Below are 22,503 nucleotides of genomic sequence, written 5' to 3' on the forward strand. Positions count from 1 at the left end.
TTGGCCGCAGTCTGTTAAGTTGTCAAAGTACGCAGCAGATTTTTGTAATCTTCGCGAATATCAGCATCTAATTCCCGAAGTTCAGCAATTTTACGACAAGCATGCAGCACCGTCGTGTGATCACGCCCACCAAACGCGTCGCCGATTTCGGGCAGGCTGTGATTGGTGAGTTCCTTGGACAACGCCATCGCAACCTGGCGTGGTCTCGCTACGGAACGCGAGCGTCGTTTCGACAGCAGATCGGATATCTTGATTTTGTAGTATTCCGCGACCGTGCGCTGAATATTATCAACGCTGACCAGCTTGTCCTGCAGGGCAAGCAAGTCTTTCAGCGACTCGCGAATAAGCTCGATGGTGATGTCACGCCCCATGAAATGCGCATGGGCGATCACTCGCTTCAATGCCCCTTCCAGTTCGCGGACATTCGAACGGATCCGTTGCGCAATGAAGAAGGCTGCGTCATGAGGTAGATCGACATTGGCTTGATCGGCCTTCTTCATCAGGATCGCCACCCGCGTCTCGAGCTCCGGTGGCTCTACAGCCACGGTCAGGCCCCAGCCGAAGCGGGACTTGAGTCTTTCCTCGAGCCCGTCGATCTCCTTCGGATAGCGGTCGCTGGTCAGGATCACCTGCTGGCCACCTTCGAGCAAGGCGTTGAAGGTATGGAAGAACTCTTCCTGCGACCGTTCTTTCTTGGCGAAGAACTGGATGTCATCGATCAGCAACGCATCCACGGACCGATAAAAGCGCTTGAATTCATTAATGGCGTTGAGCTGCAGCGCCTTGACCATATCGGCAACGAAGCGCTCGGAATGTAGATAGACCACTTTGGCGTTGGGGTTCTTCTTCAGCAGGTGGTTACCTACCGCGTGCATCAGGTGGGTTTTACCGAGGCCCACGCCACCATAGAGAAACAACGGGTTATAGCCGTGCTTCGGATTGTCCGCGACCTGCCACGCCGCGGCACGGGCCAGCTGGTTGGACTTGCCCTCGACGAAATTCTCGAACGTGAAGGTGCGATTGAGATAGCTGGTGTGCTTGAGGCCGCCTTCGACCTGGACGTTGCGTTCGATGCGCGTCGGAGCGGGTGCCGCTACGGCTTCGGCCGCAACCGGGACCGCGGCGTCCGAAAGCGCTGCCTGCGCCGGCGGCGCGGCCGCGGCGGGCGCGCCTACCGGCTGTTGGGTACGCGGAGCGGATGCGGGCGCCAGCGCCGCGGAGGCCGTACGCCTGCTACCGATCAATAAAGATAAAGAAGGGGCCAAGCCCGTGGCGCGCTCGGACAACAACTCAAGCAGCCGAGACAGATATTTCTCGTTGACCCAATCGAGAACGAAGCGGTTCGGCGCATAGACGCGCAGCTCATCGCCTTCGGCTTCAACCTGAAGCGGACGAATCCATGTGTTGAATTGCTGGGCCGGCAGCTCATCTCTCAAAAGGTCAATGCATTGCTGCCAAAGTTCCACCGACACGGAATCTCCTAGACGCTGTCGAGCTTTTAAACGGCTGCCATTGTAGCCCCCGGTCGTGCAGTTATCCACAGTCCGTACGCCATATGAACGCAAAGAATGATTTCGTAGTATCACGCACTTGCGTCATGAAGCCTGTTGATAACCAAGCCTGAACCCTCAGGAAAAGCCTGTGTGCAAGATGCCAGCAACCCCATCTGTTGATAAAAAGCAATTTCATCCACAGGAAACCCAATAGGTTCCCACCGGAGCCACACCGCTTCCACAGAGCCTTTCAAACCTCTGAAAAGCCCGTCGTGTCTGCTTCAAAAGCCCTTATCCACAGATTCACCGCTCACCTTCTATAAGCATTGCATTAAGAAGAACTTTAACTTCTTTTCTTTCTTATTTAATTCTCTCTCTATCTTGCTGGTTGGAAATTGACCTCACCGCGCAGCTTCTCTACAATCGCCGGTCTCTTAAAAGGGGGCCATTCCGGCCCGCAATGGATCACCAGGTAACGCATCATGAAACGCACTTTCCAACCCAGCACCCTCAAGCGCGCTCGCACTCACGGTTTCCGTGCTCGTATGGCCACCAAGAACGGTCGCGCCGTCCTGTCGCGTCGTCGTGCCAAAGGTCGTAAGCGCCTGGCAGTCTGAACACGTCGGAACAGGTAGTGAGTCGAGACTTCGCTCGGGAAAAGCGATTGCTGACCCCGCGTCAATTCAAGGCAGTCTTCGACTCCCCTTCCGGCAAGTTACCGGGCAGGAATGTCCTGCTCCTGGTGCGCGAAAATGGATTGCCACATCCCCGTATCGGGCTGGTGATCGGCAAGAAAAGCGTCAAGCTCGCGGTGGAGCGCAATCGCATCAAGCGGCAACTGCGCGAAACCTTTCGTCTCCACCAGACGGAACTAACGGGGTGGGACATCGTGGTTATCTCGCGCAAGGGATTGGCTGATCTGGATAATCCCGAACTGGCACGGCAATTCGCCAAGCTCTGGAGGCGGTTGTCTCGCACCCCTTCCCAGAACGTCGACAATCCGGAACAGGGCAAGCCCGCCCATGCGTAACCTGGCTTTGATTCCGATCCGGGTCTACCGGTATGCCATCAGTCCCATGATGGCGAGCCATTGTCGCTTCTACCCCAGTTGCTCTTGCTACGCACAAGAGGCCATCGAAAGTCATGGCCTGCTGCGCGGTGGCTGGCTGAGCCTGCGCAGGCTTGGCCGTTGCCATCCATGGAATCCGGGCGGCTATGATCCCGTGCCTTCCAACCACACCTCCAATTCATCTTCGATGACCGAGTAACCATGGATATCAAACGCTCGATTCTGCTTGTCGCACTGGCAGTCGTTGCCTACCTGATGGTCCTTCAGTGGAATCAGGACTACGGCCAGGCCGCCTTGCCTGCCGAGACAAGCCAGGAACAACCTTCGCTAGCTCAGCTACCGGACACACCGCCAGCCACCCGCGCTGAAGACGCCCAGCAGGACATTCCTTCCGTTGGCGGCGAGCAATCGGCCAGCACGTTGCCTGAAACCCAGGCCAGCAGCACCCAGCTGATCCGCGTACGTACCGATGTCCTCGATGTCGCGATCGATCCGCGTGGTGGCGACATCGTCGACCTACGCTTACCGGAATTTCCCCGTCGCCAGGATCGGCCGGACGTTCCGTTCCAGTTATTCGAGCGTAGCGCGGAGCGGACCTATGAAGCCCAGAGCGGCTTGATCGGTGACGGGCCGGACAAGGCCAGCGGACGTCCGCTGTACAGCAGCGAGCAACAGCAGTACCAACTGGGCGAAGGTCAGGATCAACTGGTCGTCGATCTGAAGTACAGCGAAGACGGCGTCGATTACACCAAGCGCTTCACCTTCGATCGCGGCGACTATGACCTGCGCGTCAGCTATCTGATCGACAACCAGAGTGAAAAGGCCTGGACGGGCCACATGTTCGGTCAGCTCAAGCGTGACGACAGCGGCGATCCGTCTTCCAGCACGGCGACCGGCACGGCAACTTATCTGGGGGCCGCGCTCTGGACCAAGGATGAGCCCTACACCAAGGTCTCCATGAGCGACATGGACGACAAGAACCTGAAAAAGACCGTCGAAGGCGGCTGGATCGCCTGGTTGCAGCATTACTTCGTGACGGCTTGGATCCCGGCGCCCGATCAAACCAACCAGGTGCAGACCCGCAAGGACAGCCGCGGCAACTACATCATCGGCTTCACCGGTCCGGCGATCTCCGTCGCCCCGGGTAGCCAGGGTGAAACGTCCGCTACGCTGTACGCCGGCCCCAAGAGCCAGGACAAGCTTGAGGAACTCTCGCCGGGCCTGCGCCTGACCGTTGACTACGGCATCCTCTGGTTCATCGCCCAGCCAATCTTCTGGCTGTTGGAAAACATCCACGCGCTGCTCGGCAACTGGGGTTGGTCGATCATCGTGCTGACGATCGTGATCAAGCTCGCGTTCTTCCCGCTCTCGGCGGCCAGCTATAAATCGATGGCCCGCATGCGTGCGGTATCGCCGAAAATGCAGGCGCTGAAGGAGCAGTTTGGCGATGACCGCCAGAAGATGTCCCAAGCGATGATGGAGCTGTACAAGAAGGAGAAGATCAATCCTCTTGGGGGTTGCTTGCCGATTCTGGTGCAGATGCCGGTGTTCCTTGCGCTCTACTGGGTGCTGCTGGAAAGCGTCGAGATGCGTCAGGCGCCGTGGATGTTCTGGATCACCGATCTATCCATCAAGGATCCGTTTTTCATCCTGCCGATCATCATGGGCTTGACCATGTTTATTCAGCAGCAGCTGAACCCCACGCCACCGGACCCAATGCAAGCCAAGGTGATGAAGCTCTTGCCTGTAATCTTCACCTTCTTCTTCCTCTGGTTCCCAGCTGGCCTGGTGCTGTACTGGGTGGTCAACAACGTCCTGTCGATCGCACAGCAGTGGTACATTACGCGCAAGATCATCGGGCAGACCGCAGCCGCAACCTGAGATTTTCGTTGACGTGAACAGAACGCCCCTTGATTGGGGCGTTTTGCTTTTTTCGATCTGCCTGGGAGAGAAGACACATGAGCCAAGATCGCGAAACCATCGCCGCAGTCGCTACCGCTCAGGGAAGAGGCGGCATCGGCGTGGTGCGCGTCTCAGGATCACGAGCCAAAGCTGTCGCCATCACCCTCAGCGGACGAGAACCGGTCCCGCGGCATGCGCACTATGGCCCCTTCCACGCCGATGACGGCGAGGTCATCGACGAAGGGGTGATGCTGTATTTCCCAGGCCCCCATTCGTTCACCGGCGAAGACGTGCTGGAACTGCAAGGCCATGGCGGTCCCGTGGTGATGGACATGCTGCTACAGCGGTGCGTGGAACTTGGCGTTCGCCTTGCCCGCCCCGGTGAATTCAGTGAACGGGCCTTCCTCAACGACAAGCTGGATCTGGCCCAGGCCGAGGCGATCGCCGACCTGATCGAGGCGAGTTCCGCTCAGGCGGCGCGCAACGCTGTCCGCTCGCTGCAAGGCGAGTTTTCCCGCCGGGTTCATCAACTGACGGAAAAGCTGATCCAGCTGCGCATCTACGTCGAGGCGGCAATCGATTTCCCTGAAGAGGAGATCGATTTTCTGGCCGACGGCCGAGTGCTGGCCTTGCTGCAAGCCGTCAGGCAGGAGCTGGCCGAGGTGATCCGCGAGGCGGGTCAGGGCGCGCTGCTGCGCGAAGGCATGAACGTGGTGATCGCCGGTCGCCCCAATGCCGGTAAATCCAGCTTGCTCAACGCCTTGGCGGGCCGTGAGGCGGCTATCGTCACCGACATCGCCGGCACCACGCGCGATGTGCTGCGCGAACATATTAATATCGACGGCATGCCCTTGCATGTCATCGATACCGCCGGCCTGCGCGATACCGACGACCAGGTCGAGCGCATCGGCGTGGAGCGGGCCATCAAAGCCATCGAGGATGCCGATCGCATACTGCTGGTGATGGATGCCAGTGCAGCTTCGGCAGGCCCTGACAGCTCCGATTGGCCCGATTTCCTGGCCATCAGGCCCGATCGCGCGAAGACCACCCTCATTCGCAACAAGGCTGACCTGACGGGGGAGGGCGCCACCCTCTCGATCGATCCTGACGGCTATAGCACGCTGAGCCTTTCGGCACGGTCCGGCGAGGGCCTTGAGATGCTCCGCGAGCATCTCAAGCGCTGCATGGGGTACGACCAGACCGCAGAGAGCGGCTTCAGCGCCCGCCGCAGGCACCTGGACGCACTGCGGCAGACGGCAGCGCATCTGGACCATGGCCACGCGCAGCTCACCCTGGCCGGAGCCGGAGAGCTGCTGGCCGAGGACCTGCGCCAAGCCCAGCAAACCCTTGGCGAGATCACTGGTGCCTTCAGCTCAGATGACTTGCTGGGACGCATTTTTTCCAGCTTTTGCATCGGCAAATAGCACATCGCCTGAAGCCGCCATCGCCGTCCGATGACTGGGACGGGCGCTGAGGCGTTTCCCGCAGGGAAACTGGCGCTCGGCCGGTGCCCTTCAAAGACACCGGGCTGCGACGTCCCTGCCTCGATTCCGGCGAAACCGTTCGTTTTTTATTATCAACCGCCCCCCTTGAGCCCTGTGGAAAACCAGCCCTAAGGTCGGTCCATAACCCTCTGGATAAACCGGTGATGAGCTGGCCTGTGTATAAGTAGCTATTTAATACACAGGCTGTAAACCGGTACTGCACCGTCCGAGCCCAGCTTCAGCACAAGGTTTTGGTACGCTGAAGCCCTTATAAATAAAGGGTTGCAGCGATCTATCCACAGATAATCGGCACATATTTATAAACATAGAAATAAGCTTTAAATCATTTCTCTCTTTTTTATATATTGCTTGAGCTCCCGGCACACCTTGAGCAGTTGGTCATTTTTTGTGCAAAGGCCCTTCTTTCACAGCCCTCCAGCCCCTATACTTGCGCGTTTTCCCAGGCTCAACTGAACAGGCACGAGGTGCGTGGTGGATTTCCCTTCCCGTTTTGACGTCATCGTTATCGGCGGCGGCCATGCCGGTACCGAAGCTGCGTTGGCAGCCGCTCGAATCGGTGTAAAAACCCTGCTGCTCACCCATAACGTCGAAACACTGGGACAGATGAGCTGTAATCCAGCCATAGGCGGCATCGGTAAAAGCCATCTGGTCAAGGAAATCGATGCGCTAGGCGGTGTCATGGCAACGGCCACCGACCAAAGCGGCATTCAGTTCCGTGTGCTCAACAGCCGCAAAGGCCCAGCCGTACGCGCGACTCGTGCCCAAGCGGATCGCGTGCTGTACAAGGCTGCGGTCCGTGGGGTTCTGGAGAACCAGCCGAATCTGTGGATATTTCAACAGGCCGCCGACGATCTGATCGTTGAAGCCGACCAAGTCAAGGGTGTCGTGACACAGATGGGTCTGCGTTTCTTCGCCGACTCCGTGGTACTCACCACCGGTACCTTTCTTGGTGGACTTATCCACATCGGTCTGCAGAATTATTCCGGCGGTCGTGCTGGTGATCCGCCCTCGATCGCCCTGGCTCGTCGTCTTCGTGAGTTACCGCTTCGCGTTGGTCGCCTGAAGACAGGCACGCCGCCACGCATCGACGGACGCAGCGTCGATTTTTCGGTGATGACAGAGCAACCAGGCGATATACCCATCCCACCTATGTCGTTCCTGGGGCATGCCGCGCAGCATCCGAAGCAGGTCAGTTGCTGGATCACTCATACCAACACGCGAACCCACGAAATTATTGCCGCAAATCTCGACCGATCGCCGATGTATTCCGGCGTCATCGAAGGCGTCGGTCCACGTTACTGCCCGTCGATCGAGGACAAGATCCATCGTTTCGCAGACAAGGACAGCCATCAGGTCTTCATCGAACCAGAAGGCCTGACCACACACGAGCTTTACCCCAACGGTATCTCCACATCGTTGCCATTCGACGTGCAGCTGCAGGTCGTCCAGAGCATCCGCGGCATGGAGCAGGCGCACATCGTTCGCCCTGGCTATGCCATCGAGTACGACTACTTCGACCCGCGCGATCTCAAGTACAGCTTGGAAACCAAGGTGATCGGTGGCTTGTTCTTTGCCGGTCAGATCAACGGCACCACCGGTTACGAAGAGGCCGGCGCTCAGGGGCTGTTGGCCGGCGCTAACGCGGCTTTGCGCGCACAGGGCCAGGACAGCTGGTGCCCGCGCCGCGACGAGGCCTATCTGGGCGTACTTGTCGACGACCTGATCACCCTGGGAACCCAGGAGCCTTATCGCATGTTTACTTCGCGCGCCGAGTACCGGTTGATCCTGCGAGAAGACAATGCGGACCTACGGCTGACCGAAAAAGGCCGTGAATTGGGCTTGGTCGATGATGCTCGTTGGGCCGCTTTCGAGCGCAAACGCGAAAGCATCGAGCAGGAAGAGCAGCGACTGAAAAGTACCTGGGTGCGTCCGGCAACGCCGCAGGGCGATGCGATCGCCGAGCGTTTTGGAACGCCGCTGACCCATGAGTACAACTTGCTCAATCTGCTTGCACGACCCGAAATCGATTATCTCAGCCTGATCCAGCTTACCGGGGCGGGAGTCGAGGACCCGCAGGTTGCTGAGCAGGTCGAGATAAAGACAAAGTACGCCGGCTACATTGATCGTCAGCAGGAAGAAATCGCCCGCCTTCGCGCCAGCGAGAGTGTTGCGCTACCGGCGGATCTGGACTATTCGACCATCTCTGGCCTGTCCAAGGAGATCCAGCACAAGCTCACCCTTGCTCGACCGGAAACGCTCGGCCAGGCGTCGCGAATTCCCGGTGTAACCCCAGCAGCAGTGTCGCTTCTGATGATCCATCTGAAAAAACGCAGCGCCGGAAGCAAGCTGGAGCAAAGCGCTTGATGGACGACGAATACGCACGCTATGCCGAAGAACTCCAGCGTGGCGCCGAATTACTCGGCGTAGAGCTTAGCGACTCGCAGCAAGCGCAGCTGCTTGCCTATCTGGCGTTGCTGAACAAGTGGAATAAGGCCTACAACCTGACCGCCGTGCGCGATCCGGCTGAAATGGTCTCGCGTCATCTGCTCGATAGCCTTAGCGTCGCTCCATATGTAGAGCAAGATGGCGCTCGCTGGCTGGACGTGGGCAGTGGCGGTGGGATGCCTGGCATTCCGCTAGCCATTTTGTTTCCCGAGCGCAGCTTTACGCTACTCGACTCGAACGGCAAGAAGACCCGTTTTCTTACGCAGGTCAAACTGGAGCTGAAACTCGCCAAGCTCGAAGTTGTCCACAGCCGCGTCGAGCAGTTCCGACCCGAACGGCCTTTTGCCGGCATCACGTCTCGGGCATTCAGCTCGCTGAGCGACTTCGCCGACTGGACGCGCCATCTGGGAAATCTCGAAACTCGCTGGCTCGCCATGAAAGGAGTCCAACCCGATGACGAGCTACAGGCGCTACCGGCGGATTTCCAACTAGAGCGCTGCCTCGTTCTCAAGGTTCCCGGTTGCCAAGGGCAACGCCATCTGCTGATACTGCGCCGCACTTCATGACTCCGGACAGACGCTGACCATGGCTAAAGTATTTGCCATCGCCAACCAGAAGGGCGGTGTCGCCAAGACAACCACCTGTATCAACCTCGCCGCCTCGCTTGTAGCGACTCGTCGTCGTGTTCTGCTCATTGATCTTGATCCACAGGGCAACGCCACAACGGGCAGCGGTGTGGATAAGTTAAGCTTGGAGTATTCGATCTACGACGTGCTCATCGGCGAGTGCAGCCTGGTCGATGCCATGCAGTTTTCCGAGCATGGTGGCTACCAGCTGCTGCCGGCCAACCGTGATCTGACTGCCGCCGAGGTCGCGCTCCTCAAATTGCCAACCAAAGAACATCGCCTGCGCGAGGCGCTTGCACCGGTACGCGAGAACTACGATTACATTTTGATCGATTGCCCGCCCTCGCTGTCGATGCTCACGATCAACGCGCTAACGGCCGCAGACGGCGTGATCATTCCAATGCAGTGCGAATACTATGCACTGGAGGGGCTGACCGATCTGGTCAATTCGATTCAGCGCATCGGTCAGGCGTTGAATCCGTCGCTGCAGATCGAAGGTCTGTTGCGCACCATGTACGATCCGCGCAGCAGCCTCACCAACGATGTCACCGAGCAGCTCAAGACGCATTTCGGTGAGAAACTCTACGACACGGTCATTCCTCGCAATGTACGGCTGGCCGAAGCCCCCAGCCATGGCATGCCGGCGCTGGTCTATGACAAGCAATCCAAGGGCGCCTTGGCCTATCTGGCACTGGCCGGCGAGCTGTCACGCCGTCAGCGGCGGGCCGCTCGCAGCGCAACTGCATAAGGAAATTTTCATGGCGACCAAAAAACGAGGCCTAGGACGCGGACTGGATGCCCTGCTCGGAGGCGCCAATGTGACGGCGATGCAGGAAGGCGCCGTTCAGGTCGATGAGCGGGAATTACAACAATTGCCGCTCGACATCATTCAGCGAGGCAAATATCAGCCTCGCCGCGATATCGATCCGGTGACCCTCGATGAGCTGGCACACTCCATTCGCAGTCAGGGCGTAATGCAACCGATTGTCGTTCGTTCGATCGGCTCTGGCCGCTACGAAATCATTGCTGGCGAACGTCGCTGGCGTGCCAGCCAGCAGGCCGGCCTCGAGAAGATCCCGGCACTGGTGCGCGACGTTTCCGATGAAGCGGCGATTGCCATGGCGCTGATCGAGAATATCCAGCGTGAGGACCTTAACCCGATCGAGGAAGCCGTAGCCCTGCAGCGGCTGCAGCAGGAATTCCAGTTGACTCAGCAGCAGGTGGCTGACGCGGTGGGCAAGTCGCGCGTGACCATCAGCAACCTGCTGCGTCTGATCGCGCTGCCGGAGGAGATCAAGACGCTCCTGTCGCATGGCGATCTGGAAATGGGCCATGCCCGAGCGCTGCTCGGGTTGCCGGCGGAGCAGCAGGTCGACGGGGCGCGTCATGTTGTCGCACGTGGTTTGACTGTCCGCCAGACCGAGGCGCTGGTGCGGCAATGGCTGAACAGCTCCGAGGGTTCGAAAGCCGAGACGAGGAATGATCCTGACATTGTCCGTCTGGAACAGCGTCTGGCTGAGCGTCTGGGTTCTCCAGTGCAAATCAAGCATGGTGAAAAGGGCAAAGGACAGTTGGTGATTCGCTACAACTCTCTGGATGAATTGCAAGGTGTGTTAGCACACATACGCTGAAACAATTACGGGCGTATAAGGTTGTAGTACTGCCTGGTAGTCACTACCAAACGGTTGTACCTGACCCTAACGCCACATATAATCTGCGCGCATTTTCAAAGACATAAGGCATGGTGATTGACTGACATGCCGGCGAAAGCCAAGGGACAATAATTGGTCGGCTACGAGCAGAAACGCCTACCCTTCCATCGGTTAGCGGTTTTTCCGGTTCTGATGGCGCAGTTGTCGTTATTGCTCATCTCAGCGGTCGTGCTGTGGCTGTGGGTCGACAATGTTGCGGGTTACTCTGGATTGCTTGGTGGTCTGATCGCCTTGCTTCCGAATATTTATTTCGCTCACAAGGCTTTTCGCTTTAGTGGCGCTCGGGCTGCTCAAGCTATCGTCAGGTCATTTTATGCTGGCGAAGCAGGGAAACTGATCTTCACGTCAGTGCTGTTCGCGCTGGCCTTCACAGGGGTGAAACCGCTGAACCCACTTTCGTTGTTCGGTGTGTTCATACTGACTCAAGGAGTCGGCTGGTTTGCTCCTCTGCTGATTAAGAAAAGAATTTCAAATTGATTCATTGAGGCAATCATGGCAGCAGAGAACGCTTCGGGTTACATACAGCACCACCTGTCTAATCTGACCTACGGGCGGTTGCCGACTGGGGAATGGGGGTTCGCCCATTCCGCGGAGCAAGCCAAGGAAATGGGTTTCTGGGCATTTCATGTGGATACTCTGGGAGTTTCCGTGGTGCTCGGCCTGGTTTTTATCCTGCTGTTCTGGGCTGTTGCTAGAAAGGCTACATCCGGCCAGCCCGGTGGCGCGCAGAACTTCGTCGAGTTGATGGTCGAGTTCGTCGATAACAGCGTCAAGGACACTTTCCATGGCCGCAACGCCCTTATCGCTCCGTTGGCTCTGACCATTTTTGTCTGGGTGTTCCTGATGAACTTCATGGACCTCATTCCGGTAGATTGGCTGCCTATGCTGGCTGCCAACATCGTCGGCAATGAGCACCTGTTCTTCCGTGTGGTCCCCACCACCGACCCGAACGCGACGCTCGGTCTGGCACTCTCGGTGTTCGCTCTGCTGCTCTTTTACAGCGTCAAGGTAAAGGGTCTGGGCGGTTTCTTCGGGGAGCTCACACTGCATCCGTTCAGCAGCAAGAACATGGCCGTGCAGGTCCTGCTCATCCCAATCAACTTCCTTCTCGAATTCGTTACCCTGATCGCCAAGCCTGTTTCGCTGGCGCTGCGTCTGTTCGGCAACCTCTATGCTGGCGAACTGATCTTCATCCTCATTGCCATCATGTTCGCTAACGGCGTGATCCTGGGTGGGCTGGGTATTGTTCTGCAGTGGGCGTGGGCTGTGTTCCACATCCTGATCATCGTGCTGCAGGCTTTCATCTTCATGATGCTGACGATCGTCTATCTATCGATGGCTCATGAAGAAAACGATCACTGATTCGATTCGCTTTACCTAAACCCTTAACCAATACGACATAAAGTCGGAGGAAAAATGGAAACTGTAGTTGGACTGACTGCTATCGCTGTAGCTCTGCTGATCGGCCTGGGTGCCTTGGGCACTGCAATCGGCTTCGGCCTGCTCGGCGGCAAATTCCTGGAAGGCGCAGCGCGTCAGCCGGAAATGGTGCCGATGCTGCAGGTGAAAATGTTCATCGTCGCCGGCCTGCTCGATGCGGTGACCATGATCGGTGTAGGTATTGCGCTGTTCTTCACTTTCGCGAACCCCTTCGTTGGTCAATTGGCAGGCTGATCCATTCGGTTTATCGAATGGATGGTTTGACGGACAACGAACGAGCGAGGTGTTGGCGTGAACATTAATGCAACCCTGATTGGCCAGTCCGTTGCGTTCTTCATTTTTGTGCTGTTCTGCATGAAGTTCGTATGGCCTCCGGTCATAACAGCTCTGCGGGAACGCCAGAAGAAGATCGCTGACGGTCTGGAAGCTGCCAGTCGCGGTGCTCGTGATCTGGAGTTGGCTCAGGATAAAGCGAGCCAGCAACTGCGCGAAGCCAAGACGCAAGCGGCTGAAATCATCGAGCAAGCCAAGAAGCGCGCTAACCAGATCGTCGACGAAGCTCGCGATCAGGCCCGTGTCGAGGGTGAGCGGCTCAAGGTCCAGGCTCAGGCCGAGATTGAGCAGGAATTGAACGCGGTCAAGGATGCCTTGCGCGCCCAGTTGGGTAGCCTGGCGGTCAGTGGCGCCGAAAAGATCCTGGGCGCATCCATCGATCAGAACGCGCATGCGGAGCTGGTTTCCAAATTGGCAGCCGAAATTTAAGCGAGGGGCGCGATCATGGCAGAACTGACCACGCTGGCCCGACCTTACGCCAAGGCTGCCTTCGAGTACGCACAGGTCCATCAGCAACTGGCCGAATGGTCAGCCATGCTTGGTCTGGCTGCTGCGGTGTCGCAAGACGACACCATGCAGCGCGTGCTCAAGGCCCCGCGTATGACGAGAGACGACAAGGCCACCACCTTCGTCGAGGTGTGTGGTGAAAAGCTTGATGCTCAGGCACGCAATTTCATTCACGTGTTGTCCGCCAATGACCGCTTGCCGTTGTTGCCGGAAGTCTCCGAACTGTTCGAGCTGTACAAGGCCGAGCAGGAAAAAACGGTTGACGTGGATGTGACCAGTGCTTTCGCGTTGAGCAACGAACAGCAAGACAAACTCGCCAAGGTTCTCAGTGCACGGCTCGGCCGGGAAGTGCGCCTGCATGCCGCGGAAGATGCCTCCCTTTTGGGTGGCGTGTTGATCCGCGCCGGCGACCTGGTTATCGATGGCTCAGTCCGCGGCAAGATCGCGAAACTGGCCGAAGCATTGAAATCTTGAGTTTGAAGGGGCAGCAGAGCAATGCAGCAACTCAATCCTTCCGAAATAAGTGAAATCATCAAGGGGCGTATCGAAAAACTCGATATCGCCTCCCAAGCCCGTAACGAAGGCACCGTCGTCAGCGTGTCGGACGGCATCGTGCGAATTCATGGTCTGGCCGATGTCATGTATGGCGAGATGATCGAATTCCCGGACGGCGTCTACGGTATGGCCATGAACCTTGAGCGCGACTCTGTCGGCGCCGTGGTTCTGGGTGCCTACCAGACGCTTGCCGAAGGCATGAGCGCCAAGTGCACCGGTCGCATCCTCGAAGTTCCGGTGGGTCCTGAGCTGCTCGGTCGCGTCGTCGACGCGCTGGGCAACCCGGTTGACGGCAAGGGTCCGCTCAACAACGTCGCTACCGACGCGGTTGAAAAAGTTGCGCCGGGCGTGATCTGGCGGAAGTCGGTCGATCAGCCGGTGCAAACCGGTTACAAGGCCGTTGACGCCATGATCCCGGTTGGCCGCGGTCAGCGTGAGCTGATCATTGGCGACCGTCAGATCGGTAAGACTGCTCTGGCGATCGATGCGATCATCAATCAGAAAGACAGCGGTATTTTCTGTGTGTATGTCGCCATCGGACAGAAACAATCGACCATTGCCAACGTGGTGCGCAAGCTCGAGCAGAACGGTGCTCTGGCCAATACCATCATCGTTGCCGCGAGTGCTTCTGAATCTGCTGCGCTGCAGTTCATCGCACCATACGCTGGCTGCACCATGGGCGAATACTTCCGCGACCGCGGCGAAGACGCGCTGATCGTTTATGACGATCTGTCCAAGCAAGCAGTAGCTTACCGCCAGATTTCCCTGCTGCTGCGCCGTCCGCCAGGCCGTGAAGCTTACCCGGGCGACGTGTTCTATCTCCACAGCCGTCTGCTGGAGCGTGCATCGCGCGTTTCCGAAGAGTATGTCGAGCAGTTCACCAAAGGCGAAGTGAAAGGCAAAACCGGTTCCTTGACCGCTCTGCCGATCATCGAAACCCAGGCTGGCGACGTTTCCGCGTTCGTTCCGACCAACGTGATCTCGATCACCGACGGTCAGATCTTCCTGGAATCGGCGATGTTCAACTCCGGCATCCGTCCTGCTGTGAACGCCGGTGTGTCGGTTTCCCGCGTAGGTGGTGCCGCTCAGACCAAGATCATCAAGAAGCTATCCGGTGGTATCCGTACCGCTCTGGCTCAGTACCGTGAATTGGCGGCTTTCGCCCAGTTCGCCTCTGATCTGGACGAAGCCACCCGTAAGCAGCTTGAGCATGGTCAGCGTGTTACTGAGCTGATGAAGCAAAAGCAATATGCGCCTATGTCCATCGCCGACATGTCGCTGTCCCTGTACTCGGCCGAACGTGGCTTCCTGCAGGACATCGAAATCGCCAAGATCGGCAGCTTCGAACAAGCGCTGATTGCTTACTTCAACCGCGATCACGCCGATTTGATGGCGAAGATCAACGTGAAGGGTGACTTCAATGACGAAATCGACGCGGCCCTGAAAGCCGGTATCGAGAAGTTCAAGGCCACCCAAACCTGGTAAGCCGCAGCGGAGGTCGCAAGGCCTCCGCCTGCTAACCCGATAGGTGTCAAATGGCAGGCGCAAAAGAGATTCGCAGCAAGATTGCGAGCATCAAAAGCACGCAAAAGATTACCAGCGCCATGGAAAAGGTAGCTGTCAGCAAGATGCGCAAGGCTCAAATGCGCATGTCTGCCAGCCGTCCTTATGCGGAGCGTATCCGCCAGGTGATTGGTCATCTGGCCAACGCCAACCCGGAGTATCGCCATCCTTTCATGGTCGAGCGTGAAATCAAGCGCGTCGGTTATGTCGTGGTGAGCAGTGACCGGGGGCTGTGTGGTGGCTTGAACACCAACCTGTTCAAGGCGCTGGTCAAGGATATGGCAGCGAACCGCGAGCAAGGCGTGGAGATTGATCTCTGCGTCATTGGCAGCAAGGGCGCTGCGTTTTTTCGCAACTTCGGTGGCAATGTCGTAGCGGCAATCAGCCACCTGGGCGAGGAGCCGTCGATCAATGATTTGATCGGTAGCGTCAAGGTCATGTTGGACGCTTACCTCGATGGTCGTATCGATCGTCTGTCGGTGGTCTCGAACAAATTTATCAATACCATGACGCAACAGCCGACAGTGGAGCAGTTGGTTCCTCTGGTGGCCGATCCGGATCAGCAACTCAAGCATCACTGGGACTATCTGTACGAACCCGACGCCAAGGAACTGCTCGACGGTTTGATGGTGCGCTACGTGGAGTCGCAGGTGTACCAGGCGGTGGTCGAGAACGGCGCGGCTGAACAGGCCGCCCGGATGATCGCGATGAAGAACGCAACTGACAACGCCGGTGATTTGATCAGCGATCTCCAGCTGATCTACAACAAGGCTCGTCAGGCCGCGATCACCCAAGAGATCTCGGAAATCGTCGGCGGCGCTGCCGCGGTTTAACGGTTCAAATATTCAGAGGAACCAGCTATGAGTAGCGGACGTATCGTTCAAATCATCGGCGCCGTGATCGACGTGGAATTCCCACGTGATCAGGTCCCGAATATCTACGACGCCTTGAAAGTACAAAGCGTCGAAACCACTCTGGAAGTCCAGCAGCAGCTGGGTGACGGCGTGGTGCGTACCATTGCGATGGGCTCGACCGAAGGTCTCAAGCGCGGTCTGGACGTCAACAACACGGGCGCAGCCATCTCTGTACCGGTCGGTAAAGCGACCCTGGGCCGGATCATGGACGTGCTGGGCAACCCGATCGACGAAGCCGGCCCGATCGGCGAAGAAGAGCGCTGGGGCATTCACCGCCCTGCGCCTTCCTTCGCTGAACAAGCGGGCGGCAACGATCTGCTGGAAACCGGCATCAAGGTTATCGACCTGATCTGCCCGTTCGCCAAGGGCGGTAAAGTCGGCCTGTTCGGTGGTGCCGGTGTGGGCAAGACCGTAAACATGATGGAACTGATCCGTAACATCGCCATCGAGCACAGCGGTTATTCCGTGTTCGCCGGTGTGGGTGAGCGTACTCGTGAGGGTAACGACTTCTACCACGAGATGAAGGATTCCAACGTTCTGGACAAAGTGGCACTGGTTTATGGCCAGATGAACGAGCCGCCGGGAAACCGTCTGCGCGTAGCCCTGACCGGCCTGACCATGGCAGAGAAGTTCCGTGACGAAGGTAACGACGTTCTACTGTTCGTCGACAACATTTACCGCTACACCCTGGCCGGTACCGAGGTATCCGCACTGCTCGGCCGTATGCCGTCGGCGGTAGGTTATCAGCCGACCCTGGCCGAAGAGATGGGCGTTCTGCAGGAACGTATCACCTCGACCAAGAGTGGCTCGATCACTTCGATTCAGGCCGTATACGTACCTGCGGACGACTTGACCGACCCGAGCCCGGCGACCACCTTCGCCCACTTGGACGCCACCGTCGTATTGTCGCGTGACATCGCTTCGCTGGGTATCTACCCGGCCGTGGATCCACTTGACTCGACTTCGCGTCAGCTCGACCCGAACGTGATTGGCAATGAGCACTACGAGACTGCTCGTGGCGTTCAGTATGTTCTGCAGCGCTATAAAGAGCTGAAGGACATCATCGCCATTCTGGGTATGGATGAACTGTCCGAATCCGACAAGCAGCTGGTATCTCGCGCACGTAAGATTCAGCGTTTCCTGTCGCAGCCGTTCTTCGTGGCAGAAGTTTTCACGGGCTCCCCAGGAAAGTACGTTTCGCTGAAAGACACCATCGCAGGCTTCAAAGGCATCCTCAGCGGCGACTACGATCACCTGCCGGAACAAGCGTTCTACATGGTTGGTGGCATCGAAGAAGCCATCGAAAAAGCCAAGAAACTGTAATCCTGCGCCCGGCGACGGGCGCTCACCAGGCGGCGCGGCTGGCGGTAGCCAACCTCGCCGTTTGATACGTGAGGCTAGATATGGCTATGACAGTCCATTGCGATATCGTCAGCGCTGAAGGCGAGATCTTTTCCGGTCTGGTCGAGATGGTGATTGCCCATGGCAACCTCGGCGACATTGGTATTGCTCCGGGCCACGCGCCGTTGATTACCGATCTGAAGCCAGGTCCGATTCGCCTGACCAAGCAAGGTGGCGAAAGTGAGGTGTTCTACATCTCCGGCGGATATCTGGAAGTTCAACCCAACATGATCAAGGTGCTTGCCGACACCGTGCAGCGTGCCAGTGATCTCGACGAAGCGTCTGCTCAGGAAGCGCTCAAGGCAGCCGAAAAAGCCCTCAACCAGAAGGGTGCGGAGTTCGATTACGGTTCCGCGGCGGCGCGTCTGGCCGAGGCCGCGGCGCAACTGCGGACGATTCAGCAGATGCGTAAGAAGTTCGGCGGCTAACCCTCGGCTTCTTCATCGCAGGTAATTAAAAGGGTAGCCTTGGCTACCCTTTTTTATTGTCCAGGCTCGGCAAAAAACGTCGTCTAGGCGGTACGAGCCGCCCCATGATTTGCTCAGGATCTGCCATGTCTCTCGATATCGTCATTCTCGCTGCCGGTCAAGGAACACGTATGCGTTCCGCTCTGCCCAAGGTACTTCACCCGGTCGCTGGACAATCCATGCTCGGTCATGTGATAGAAACCGCTCGCGGGCTCAAACCGAAGGCCATCCATGTGGTGATCGGCCATGGTGCCGAACAGGTTCGTGAACGGCTCGCTGCGGATGACCTGAGCTTCGTGGTGCAAGCCGAGCAGTTGGGGACCGGGCATGCGGTCGCCCAGGCGCTCCCGGCGCTGACGGCCGAGCGGGTGCTGATTCTGTATGGCGACGTGCCATTGATTGAGGTCGCGACGCTGGAGCGACTTCTGCAAAAGGTCGGTCCGCAACAATTGGCGCTGCTAACGGTGAGTCTGGACGATCCGACCGGTTACGGGCGGATCCTGCGCGACGAGCAGGGCGTGGTTCAAGCGATCGTCGAGCACAAAGATGCCTCGGCCGAGCAGAAGCTTATAGCGGAAGGGAACACCGGGATTTTGGCCGTCCCAGGTGAGCGCCTTGGCGATTGGCTGGGTAGGCTTTCGAACAGCAATGCGCAGGGCGAATACTACCTGACCGATGTGATCGCCATGGCAGTGGCCGATGGTCTGGTGGTTGCGACCGAGCAGCCGCAGCATGCAATGGAGGTGCAGGGTGCCAACGATCGCATGCAGCTGGCCGAGCTCGAGCGGCATTATCAACAACGCGCTGCGCGCCGTCTGATGGCTCAAGGCGTGACCTTGCGTGACCCGGCCCGTTTCGACCTGCGCGGAGAGGTTACGGTCGGTCGCGATGTGCTGATCGACGTGAACGTGATTCTTGAAGGTCAGGTAGTTATTGAGGATGACGTCGAGATCGGCCCCAATTGCGTGATTCGCAACAGCACGCTTCGCCGTGGCGCGGTGGTCAAGGCCAACAGCCATCTGGACGGTGCCGAGCTGGGCGAAGGCGCTGATTGCGGACCATTTGCACGTTTGCGTCCCGGCGCAGTGCTGGGCGACCGGGCGCACGTCGGCAATTTCGTCGAGGTCAAGAACTCACGCTTGGGCGATGGCGCCAAAGCTGGCCACCTGGCGTACCTGGGCGACGCGGAAATCGGTGCGCGAACCAACATCGGGGCCGGCACCATCACTTGCAACTATGATGGCGCCAACAAGTCCCAAACGGTGTTGGGCGAGGACGTTTTCATCGGCTCCAACAGCTCGCTGGTCGCTCCGGTTACCCTTGGCGATGGTGCTACCACCGGCGCCGGTTCGGTTATCACGGCCGATGTGCCGGCCGGCACGCTGGCGCTGGGGCGGGCACGGCAGGCATTGATCCAAGGCTGGGAGCGCCCACAGAAGACTCGCAAATAAGTTATCGCGATGGCAGAGGACCTCGGTGTGCTACCGAGGTTTTTGAATAGCGATACTCAAGAGATCGTATATCTGGCCGATCTAACGGGGCATAACAACATAGGACGCGGTCATGCCCTCCCTCACTCGCTTGTCCATCCAGTGGAAGCTCACCCTGCTGGCTGGTCTCTGCCTCCTGCTAATCGTCGGCTTGCTGGTCGGCGCATCGCTCTATCAATCGCGCCAGGCCGTGGCTCTGGTCAATGCATCGAGCAGCGCCATGCTCGAAGAGGCGGCGCGCAATAACTTGCAAGCGCGGGGCCTGTCGCAGGCGCTGCGTATGGAACGCCAGTTCAACGATGCCTATCAGTACGGCAAGGGTTTCGTTCGCCAAGTGCTGTCGCTGCGTGAACAATCCATCGAGCGAATGTCGAACGCCTTCGAACTTCGGGAGGACTTGCATCATCAGATCGAGAGTGCGCTCCGAGCCAATCCGGATCTGATCGGTCTCTACGTGGTGTTCGAAACCGATGCGCTGGATGACAAGGATGGCATGTTCATCGGTAACCAGGAGATGGGTGGTAACGACAGCGGCCGCTTCTCGTTGTACTGGTCGCAACGTACGCCGGGACAGCTCACCGCTGAAACCATGAGCGAGGAACTCCTCGCCGATACTACGCCGGGCATCAGTGGTGCCCCTTACAACGCCTGGTACAGCTGTCCGCGCGACAGCGCCCGGGTCTGCTTGCTCGATCCGTATTTCGATGAGGTGGAAGGTCAGCCACTGCTGATGACCAGTGTCGCCTTTCCGTTGATCGAAAATGGAAAGGTCATTGGCGTTGTTGGCGTCGATATCAGCCTGGCTTCCCTGCAGCAGCTCAGCCAACAGGCTCATCAGGAGCTGTATCAGGGTGAAGGCCAGCTGAGCGTGATCAGCCCGGCCAAGCTTCTCGGCGGACACAGTCGAGATACCAGCTTGCTGGGTCAGCCGTTGAGTGCCGCATTTGGCGCTGATAGCGAGGCCATCGCCCGAGCGGTCGATGCAGGCCAGAAGGCGATGCTTGAGAACGACGACATGCTTCGTGTACTGCAACCTGTACAACCGATTGCTGAACTCAAGCCCTGGGCAATTCTGCTGGAAGTACCGAAGTCGGTGCTGCTCGGCCCGGCGTTGCGTCTTGAGCAGACACTGCAAGCCCAAAGCCGGCAGGACAGTGCGATCGCCCTGGCCATCGGGCTCGGTGCGGTCCTGTTGGGTCTGGCGTTGATGTGGTTGACCGCTCGAGGGGTCACCCGGCCTATCGAAGGGGTCGCAGCAATGCTCAAGGACATCGCCAGTGGCGAAGGTGATCTCACCCGCCGCCTGACCTACACGCGAGACGATGAACTGGGCGCCCTGGCCGGTTGGTTCAACCGATTCCTCGACAAGTTACAGCCGACCATCGCCGACGTGCAGCGCTCGGTTCAGGATGCACGCAGCAGTGCCGATCAATCGGCAGCCATTGCCAGCCAGACCAGTGCGGGTATGCAGCAGCAGTTCCGCGAAGTTGATCAGGTCGCAACCGCATCGCAGGAGATGAGCGCCACCGCCCAGGATGTCGCACGCAACGCCGCTCAAGCGGCCGAAGCAGCCCGCGACGCGGATCAGGCCACCCTCGAGGGGCTGAGCGTGATAGATCACACCACGCACAGCATCGGCAGCCTCGCTGACGAACTCAACCATGCGATGAGTCAAGTCGAAAGCCTGGCGGCCAGCAGCGACCAGATTGGCTCGGTGCTCGAGGTGATCCGCGCTATTGCCGAGCAAACCAACCTGCTGGCGCTCAACGCGGCGATCGAGGCGGCGCGAGCGGGTGAAGCCGGGCGCGGTTTCGCTGTGGTGGCCGATGAGGTGCGCAGCCTGGCGCAGCGTACTCAGAAATCCATCGAAGAGATTCGCCAGGTCATCGAGCGGCTGCAGAATGGCACTCGAGATGTGGTGACGGCGATGCAGAGCAGCCGGAGCCAGGCTCAGGGCAGTGTCGATCAGGTGAGCCATGCGGTTGCGGCGCTGCGCAAGATCGGTGATGCGGTAGCGGTGATTTCCGACATGAATTTGCAAATCGCCAGCGCGGCCGAAGAGCAGAGCGCGGTGGCCGAAGAGATCAACCGCAACGTGGCAGGTATCCGCGACGTGACTGAATCGCTGTCCGGGCAGGCCGACGAATCGGCACGGGTCAGCCAGGCGCTCAATCAGTTGGCCAATCATCAACAGAGCCTGATGGGCTATTTTCGCGTCTGATGCCAAACGGGAGTTGACGTATTTGGCGGAGTAGGTTTTGATTCGAGAAATATTCTTTCGAATCGAAACTTAAGCATGTCGAAACGCAACACCCCGCAACGACGTCACGCCATCCTGGCCTTGCTCAGCGATCAGGGTGAGGTGAGCGTCGATGAGCTGTCCAAGCGTTTCGAAACGTCCGAGGTCACCATCCGCAAGGACCTCGCGGCGCTCGAGAAGAATGGTCTGCTGCTGCGTCGTTACGGCGGTGCGGTGCCCTTGCCGCAGGAACTGATCGGCGACACCACACAGCCTGTTTCGCCCTGGAAACAGGCCATTGCCCGAGCGGCCGTTAACTGCATTCGCGAGCATGCTCGCATCATCATCGACAGCGGCACCACCACCGCGGCAATGATCCCCGCGCTGGGTCACAAGCACGGCCTGCTAGTCATGACCAATTCGCTGGGCGTTGCCAACGCCCTGCGTGAGCTGGAACACGAGCCCACGCTGCTGATGACCGGCGGTACCTGGGATCCGCACTCCGAGTCGTTCCAGGGGCAAGTGGCGGAACAGGTACTGCGCTCCTACGATTTCGATCAGTTGTTCATCGGCGCGGACGGCATCGATCTGCAGCGCGGCACGACCACCTTCAATGAATTGCTCGGCCTTTCGCGGGTCATGTCGGAGGTGGCTCGCGAAGTCATAGTGCTCGCCGAATCCGACAAGATCGGCCGGCGCATACCCAATCTGGAGTTGCCCTGGGGCGACATCCACACCCTCATCACGGACGAACGCCTCACTGCCGAGGCGCGATCCAGTATTCAGGCCCGCGGCATCAAGCTGATCTGCGCGGCCATCGAACCTTCTCAGGAGACCTGATC

Annotated in this window: 22 protein-coding genes and 1 pseudogene; 22 read left to right on the forward strand and 1 reads right to left on the reverse strand. The window is 58.4% G+C overall.

All coding sequences use genetic code 11. The features are described from left to right. Positions 1-14: 14 nt before the first annotated feature. Positions 15-1,472 (reverse strand): chromosomal replication initiator protein DnaA, encoded by a 1,458-nt coding sequence (gene dnaA, locus ACL0K2_RS13580; RefSeq protein ID WP_045164344.1) that lies wholly within the window; start codon positions 1,470-1,472, stop codon positions 15-17. Positions 1,473-1,975: 503 nt separating this feature from the next. On the opposite strand from dnaA, the gene rpmH reads away from it, so the two are divergent. From rpmH to ACL0K2_RS13690, 22 genes and pseudogenes are all read left to right on the forward strand, one after another. Continuing rightward, positions 1,976-2,110 (forward strand): 50S ribosomal protein L34, encoded by a 135-nt coding sequence (rpmH, locus tag ACL0K2_RS13585; protein ID WP_019340723.1) that lies wholly within the window; start codon positions 1,976-1,978, stop codon positions 2,108-2,110. A gap of 17 nt (positions 2,111-2,127) precedes the next feature. After that, on the forward strand, positions 2,128-2,523 hold the full coding sequence (rnpA, locus tag ACL0K2_RS13590) for a ribonuclease P protein component (RefSeq protein WP_045164343.1): 396 nt from the start codon (positions 2,128-2,130) through the stop codon (positions 2,521-2,523). Beyond that, on the forward strand, positions 2,516-2,761 hold the full coding sequence (yidD, locus tag ACL0K2_RS13595) for a membrane protein insertion efficiency factor YidD (RefSeq protein ID WP_045164342.1): 246 nt from the start codon (positions 2,516-2,518) through the stop codon (positions 2,759-2,761). Before rnpA ends, yidD begins: the two co-directional genes overlap by 8 nt. Positions 2,762-2,763: 2 nt before the next feature. After that, complete coding sequence (gene yidC, locus ACL0K2_RS13600) at positions 2,764-4,443, forward strand: membrane protein insertase YidC (RefSeq protein ID WP_413042839.1); 1,680 nt, start codon at positions 2,764-2,766, stop codon at positions 4,441-4,443. Between the two features lie 77 nt (positions 4,444-4,520). Further along, positions 4,521-5,888 carry a tRNA uridine-5-carboxymethylaminomethyl(34) synthesis GTPase MnmE gene (mnmE, locus tag ACL0K2_RS13605; RefSeq protein WP_413042840.1) on the forward strand — a complete coding sequence of 456 codons (1,368 nt, stop codon included), beginning with the start codon at positions 4,521-4,523 and terminating at the stop codon, positions 5,886-5,888. A 552-nt stretch (positions 5,889-6,440) separates the two neighbouring features. Further along, a complete protein-coding gene (gene mnmG, locus ACL0K2_RS13610; protein WP_413042841.1) occupies positions 6,441-8,333 on the forward strand; it encodes a tRNA uridine-5-carboxymethylaminomethyl(34) synthesis enzyme MnmG in 1,893 nt (630 codons plus the stop codon). Further along, a complete protein-coding gene (gene rsmG / locus ACL0K2_RS13615; protein WP_413042842.1) occupies positions 8,333-8,980 on the forward strand; it encodes a 16S rRNA (guanine(527)-N(7))-methyltransferase RsmG in 648 nt (215 codons plus the stop codon). Before mnmG ends, rsmG begins: the two co-directional genes overlap by 1 nt. A 19-nt stretch (positions 8,981-8,999) precedes the next feature. Further along, positions 9,000-9,788 carry a ParA family protein gene (locus ACL0K2_RS13620; protein ID WP_045164337.1) on the forward strand — a complete coding sequence of 263 codons (789 nt, stop codon included), beginning with the start codon at positions 9,000-9,002 and terminating at the stop codon, positions 9,786-9,788. Between the two features lie 10 nt (positions 9,789-9,798). Next, on the forward strand, positions 9,799-10,671 hold the full coding sequence (locus ACL0K2_RS13625; RefSeq protein WP_239611395.1) for a ParB/RepB/Spo0J family partition protein: 873 nt from the start codon (positions 9,799-9,801) through the stop codon (positions 10,669-10,671). Between the two features lie 153 nt (positions 10,672-10,824). After that, positions 10,825-11,229, forward strand: a complete 405-nt coding sequence (locus ACL0K2_RS13630) for a F0F1 ATP synthase subunit I (RefSeq protein WP_268988836.1) — start codon at positions 10,825-10,827, stop codon at positions 11,227-11,229. Positions 11,230-11,244: 15 nt separating this feature from the next. Next, positions 11,245-12,114 (forward strand): F0F1 ATP synthase subunit A, encoded by an 870-nt coding sequence (gene atpB / locus ACL0K2_RS13635; protein WP_045164335.1) that lies wholly within the window; start codon positions 11,245-11,247, stop codon positions 12,112-12,114. 54 nt (positions 12,115-12,168) lie between these two features. After that, entirely contained in the window at positions 12,169-12,426 is a 258-nt protein-coding gene (gene atpE, locus ACL0K2_RS13640; RefSeq protein WP_002555987.1) for a F0F1 ATP synthase subunit C, read from the forward strand. Positions 12,427-12,483: 57 nt separating this feature from the next. Next, the gene (locus ACL0K2_RS13645) at positions 12,484-12,954 is read left to right on the forward strand and encodes a F0F1 ATP synthase subunit B (RefSeq protein ID WP_045164334.1); all 471 of its coding nucleotides are present in this window, start codon (positions 12,484-12,486) and stop codon (positions 12,952-12,954) included. A 15-nt stretch (positions 12,955-12,969) separates the two neighbouring features. Continuing rightward, entirely contained in the window at positions 12,970-13,506 is a 537-nt protein-coding gene (locus tag ACL0K2_RS13650) for a F0F1 ATP synthase subunit delta (protein WP_045164333.1), read from the forward strand. 21 nt (positions 13,507-13,527) lie between these two features. Continuing rightward, positions 13,528-15,072 (forward strand): F0F1 ATP synthase subunit alpha, encoded by a 1,545-nt coding sequence (gene atpA, locus ACL0K2_RS13655; protein ID WP_045164332.1) that lies wholly within the window; start codon positions 13,528-13,530, stop codon positions 15,070-15,072. Between the two features lie 50 nt (positions 15,073-15,122). Beyond that, complete coding sequence (gene atpG, locus ACL0K2_RS13660) at positions 15,123-15,983, forward strand: F0F1 ATP synthase subunit gamma (RefSeq protein ID WP_045164331.1); 861 nt, start codon at positions 15,123-15,125, stop codon at positions 15,981-15,983. A gap of 27 nt (positions 15,984-16,010) precedes the next feature. After that, complete coding sequence (gene atpD, locus ACL0K2_RS13665) at positions 16,011-17,387, forward strand: F0F1 ATP synthase subunit beta (RefSeq protein WP_045164330.1); 1,377 nt, start codon at positions 16,011-16,013, stop codon at positions 17,385-17,387. An 80-nt stretch (positions 17,388-17,467) separates the two neighbouring features. After that, complete coding sequence (locus ACL0K2_RS13670) at positions 17,468-17,893, forward strand: F0F1 ATP synthase subunit epsilon (RefSeq protein WP_045164329.1); 426 nt, start codon at positions 17,468-17,470, stop codon at positions 17,891-17,893. Positions 17,894-18,018: 125 nt separating this feature from the next. After that, positions 18,019-19,383: a bifunctional UDP-N-acetylglucosamine diphosphorylase/glucosamine-1-phosphate N-acetyltransferase GlmU gene (glmU, locus tag ACL0K2_RS13675; RefSeq protein ID WP_045164328.1), complete on the forward strand. Its 1,365-nt coding sequence runs from the start codon at positions 18,019-18,021 to the stop codon at positions 19,381-19,383. 406 nt (positions 19,384-19,789) lie between these two features. Continuing rightward, positions 19,790-20,785, forward strand: a pseudogene (locus tag ACL0K2_RS13680) (HAMP domain-containing protein); the annotation flags it as partial. A gap of 102 nt (positions 20,786-20,887) precedes the next feature. Beyond that, entirely contained in the window at positions 20,888-21,643 is a 756-nt protein-coding gene (locus ACL0K2_RS13685; protein ID WP_413044471.1) for a methyl-accepting chemotaxis protein, read from the forward strand. 75 nt (positions 21,644-21,718) lie between these two features. Beyond that, positions 21,719-22,501, forward strand: coding sequence for a DeoR/GlpR family DNA-binding transcription regulator (locus tag ACL0K2_RS13690; RefSeq protein WP_045164325.1), 783 nt, complete (start codon positions 21,719-21,721; stop codon positions 22,499-22,501). Positions 22,502-22,503: the final 2 nt, after the last annotated feature.

It is taken from the genome of Pseudomonas sp. YJ42, from assembly GCF_047225135.1.
GTDB lineage: Bacteria > Pseudomonadota > Gammaproteobacteria > Pseudomonadales > Pseudomonadaceae > Stutzerimonas > Stutzerimonas stutzeri_E.